Source organism: Streptomyces cahuitamycinicus (assembly GCF_002891435.1).
Taxonomy (GTDB): domain Bacteria; phylum Actinomycetota; class Actinomycetes; order Streptomycetales; family Streptomycetaceae; genus Streptomyces; species Streptomyces cahuitamycinicus.
Genome location: NZ_POUC01000621.1, coordinates 1 through 3455, shown reverse-complemented (window position 1 = coordinate 3455; position 3455 = coordinate 1). Strand labels below are relative to the sequence as shown.

The window sequence follows — 3455 nt, the reverse complement described above, 5'->3', positions numbered from 1 at the left end:
GGCCGGGACCGTCACCGTGGTGGGTTGAGATGGTGGGGGCTGCGGGCCGCCATGGGCTGGTCGCGCAGCTCCCCGCGCCCCTGGGCTGCGTCGACCCATCGCACAATGGAGGGGTGAAGGACGCCATTCCCGTGACCCGGGCCACCGATCACGGTACCGCCAAGCTGATGCCCGACGTCGATCGGGAGAGGGCTTGGCTGCTCACCGTGGACGGGGCGCCGCAGTCCTACGTCGATCTCGACGAGCCCGCGCATCTGGAGTTCGAGTACGCGCGGCGGCTCGGGCACGTGCTGGATGTCGTGGCCGAGCCGGGGCGGGCGCTGGACGTGGCGCATCTCGGAGGCGGGGCGCTCACCCTGCCCCGGTACGTGGCCGTGACCCGGCCGGGCTCGCGGCAGGACGTCGTCGAGGCCGACCGGGGGCTGCTGGAGCTGGTGTCCGGGCACCTGCCGTTGCCGGACGGCGCGGACATCGCCCTGCACGCGGCGGACGCACGGGTCTGGCTGGAGAACGCTCCCGCTGCCTCGGCGGACGTTCTCGTCGCGGACGTCTTCAGCGGGTCGCGGGTGCCGGCACACCTCACCTCCGTCGCCTACGTCCGTGAGACCGCGCGGGTGCTGGGGCCACACGGGGTCTATCTCGCCAACCTCCCCGACGCCGCGCCCTTCGCCTTCCTGCGGTCGCAACTCGCCACCCTGGCCACCGCCTTCGAGGAGCTCGTGCTGATCGCCGAGCCGGGGGTGCTGCGGGGACGGCGGTTCGGGAACGCCGTGCTCGTCGCTGGGCATCAGCCGGTCGACGTCGCAGCCCTGGCCCGGCTCACCGCCGCTGACGCCTTCCCGGCCCGGGTCGAACACGGCGCCGGGCTGCGGGAGTTCATCGGCGATGCGCGTCCGGTGGAGGACGCGGATGCCGTGCCGTCACCCGCGCCCCCGGACGGGGCGTTCGGCATCGGCTGACACCCGCTCGGCGTCGCGCCGGCCACCGGCGTGGTCCGGTGGGCGGTCCGGCTGCACTCCTCGGTGCCACGCTGCCCCTCATGGGTGCCGGCTCCGCCTCGGCGGCCGCCTTCAAGTGCCGGCCGACGTCCCACGACTACGTGGTCGCCAAGGAGAAGGTCCCGGTCCACGCCCGCTTCTCGGCGAACGCCAGGGTGGTCGACTACGTCTACAAGAACAACAAGGTGCACGCCTACTGGGACTGCACCAACTCCTCCGGCAACCCCTGGGTCTGCATCGGCAGCTGCCGTGTGGACGACGAGTCCATCTCGGGGCGCTGGGTCTACCGCGGGCACCTGAAGGGCTGACCCCCCTCGCGATGCTTGGGTGAACCGGGCCCGCCCCCTCGCAGGGGGCTTGCCCGGTCCGTTTCCGGGTCAGCCGCCGGTCGGCTCGCCGTGCAGCCGGACCGTGCTGAGGATCTTCATGACGGTCTTCTCGGGCACCTCGCCCTTGACGCCCTTGGCACCGAAGAAGCTCCACGCGACGAAGTCGCCGGCGGAGTTCTTGAAGCCGAACGTGACCGCCTTGCCGTCGCTCGCGCACTTGCCCTTGTCGGGTGTGTCCTCCGAGTGCGCCCAGGCGACGCTGCCCTTCACACCCGAGGCGGTGGTGTAGGGCTTGGCCTTGTCGTCGGCCTTGACGCTCTTCTTGTCCGGCTGCGTGTAGCCGCCGTACACCCAGAAGGCCACCTGGTTGACCGCGACCTCGTCGGTGTCCTTGGCGCCGTCGGCGCCCTTGGTGCCCGCCCCGGCCAGCGACTCGGTCTCGGTCCTGCCGTCCTTGTCGTCGTCGCTCGTGCACCACTCGGACTTGTAGAACGCCGGCGCCGACATGGTGATCAGCGGCTTGCCGTCGTCGGACTTCTCGTCCTCGAAGAAGACGTACGAGGTCGGGGATGCCACCTCCCAGTCCGCCGGGACGTCGAAGGCCGTGCCCCACTTGGGGTTGATGACCACCTTCCAGCCCTTGACCGTGGGCTGCGCCGCCTCGCCGCCGCGGGGGTTGTCGCCGGTGGCGGTGGCGCCCGGCTCCTCGGCCGGCGGGCTCGACGCGGCCTTGTCCTTCTTGCCGTTCTTGCCGCCGTCCGCCGTGTCGTCCTTGTCGCCGCCCAGTACCAGGAAGCCGGTGACACCCGCCGCGACGACCACCGCCGTGGCGGCGATGATCGCGACCAGCTTCGTCCGGTTGCCGCCGCCACCGCCCTGCGGGGGCTGCGGAGCGCCGGCCGGCGCGGGGGTGTCCCACTGCGGCTGCTGCCCATAAGGGTTGGGCTGCTGCTGGTACCCCGGCTGCTGGTAGGGATTCGGCTGCTGGTACCCCGGCTGCTGGTACGGGTTGTTCGCCTGCGGGTTCTGCTCGCCCCCGGGCGGCTGCTGTCCTGGCCACATGAGCAGTCACCCTAGCCGCGCTCCGGACACGATTCGGTCACTGCCCGTGGACGGAGACGTAGCAACCCGGGGAGCGGGCGGTGAGGATGTCGTGCGGACGGGTGCGGCGGTCGTCACATGGCCTGGTCAGTCCTCTCTACTCGTGAGTAACATGCGGCCATGAGCGCAGACCAGATGTCCATCGGCGAGATGCTCGCCGCCACGGTGCCCATGGCCCGGACCCTGAATCTCGAGTTCCTCGAGACCTCGCCGGAGCGGGCGGTGGTGTCGCTGCCGGACCAGGCGGGGTACCACAACCACGTGGGCGGCCCGCACGCCGGTGCGATGTTCACGCTCGGTGAGTCCGCGAGCGGGGCGATCGTGCTGGCCGCGTTCGGGGACCAGCTCTCGCGCGCCGTGCCGCTCGCCGTCAGCGCCGAGATCTCCTACAAGAAGCTGGCGATGGGTGCCGTCACCGCCACGGCAACTCTCGGCCGCCCGGCCGCCGAGGTCGTCGCCCAGCTGGACGCCGGTGAGCGCCCCGAGTTCCCGGTGGCCGTCGCCTTGCAGCGGTCCGATGGTGCCGTGACCGGCGAGATGACCGTGGTGTGGACCCTGCGGCCCAACGGCTGACCACGCTGTCGCGGTGCGGGGCCCCGGCCGGGTGTCGGGGCTTTCGCATGTCAGGCCACCATGCCCCGGTGCCCGGGGCGCACCGCCCGGCTCCCCCGGGGCCGGATGAGGGCGCGCTGCGGAGTTGGAGATTTCGTGTGCCAATCGCCTTTGCGTGCACACAACTTGGGACCATCGGCGCCCATTTTTTCGAAAGCCGGTGCGGATACCGTTGGTAACCTTTCTGGAATTCCCGCGTTTTGAACTTGGGTCATCGAACTCCTTGTTACCAGTGAGTCGTATGTGCGAAAGTGAGCCACCTCACAGCAAGTGAGCCACCTCACAGCCGAGTCCGCAGCTGACGCGGCATAGGTATGCACCAATCACGCACCTGCTTTCCGACGGACGCGCAATTCGCCTGCCGTTCTGCGGCTGGAAGGAAATGGTTCCGTGCAATCCCCCAACCCCCCACGCC

The 3455-nt window shown here is 70.4% G+C and carries 4 protein-coding genes; 3 read left to right on the top strand and 1 reads right to left on the bottom strand.

The features are described 5' to 3' along the window. Nucleotides 1-113: 113 nt before the first annotated feature. Together C1J00_RS40495 and C1J00_RS40490 are read left to right on the top strand one after the other, a co-directional pair. On the top strand, nucleotides 114-959 hold the full coding sequence (locus C1J00_RS40495) for a spermidine synthase (RefSeq protein WP_102913842.1): 846 nt from the start codon (nucleotides 114-116) through the stop codon (nucleotides 957-959). Nucleotides 960-1039: 80 nt separating this feature from the next. Continuing rightward, on the top strand, nucleotides 1040-1306 hold the full coding sequence (locus tag C1J00_RS40490; protein WP_102913841.1) for a phospholipase D-like domain-containing protein: 267 nt from the start codon (nucleotides 1040-1042) through the stop codon (nucleotides 1304-1306). A 69-nt stretch (nucleotides 1307-1375) separates the two neighbouring features. Here C1J00_RS40490 and C1J00_RS40485 read toward each other — a convergent pair whose 3' ends face one another. Beyond that, a complete protein-coding gene (locus C1J00_RS40485) occupies nucleotides 1376-2389 on the bottom strand; it encodes a DUF8017 domain-containing protein (protein ID WP_102913840.1) in 1014 nt (337 codons plus the stop codon). A 159-nt stretch (nucleotides 2390-2548) separates the two neighbouring features. On the opposite strand from C1J00_RS40485, the gene C1J00_RS40480 reads away from it, so the two are divergent. Further along, nucleotides 2549-3001: a DUF4442 domain-containing protein gene (locus tag C1J00_RS40480; protein WP_180989877.1), complete on the top strand. Its 453-nt coding sequence runs from the start codon at nucleotides 2549-2551 to the stop codon at nucleotides 2999-3001. Nucleotides 3002-3455 lie beyond the last annotated feature (454 nt).

What these genes read in the sequence shown, in the direction of transcription:
- C1J00_RS40490 (WP_102913841.1), top strand. Translation starts at nt 1,040, where the DNA reads ATGGGTGCCGGCTCCGCCTCGGCGGCCGCCTTCAAGTGCCGGCCGACG.
- C1J00_RS40485 (WP_102913840.1), bottom strand. Translation starts at nt 2,389, where the DNA reads ATGTGGCCAGGACAGCAGCCGCCCGGGGGCGAGCAGAACCCGCAGGCG.
- C1J00_RS40480 (WP_180989877.1), top strand. Translation starts at nt 2,549, where the DNA reads ATGAGCGCAGACCAGATGTCCATCGGCGAGATGCTCGCCGCCACGGTG.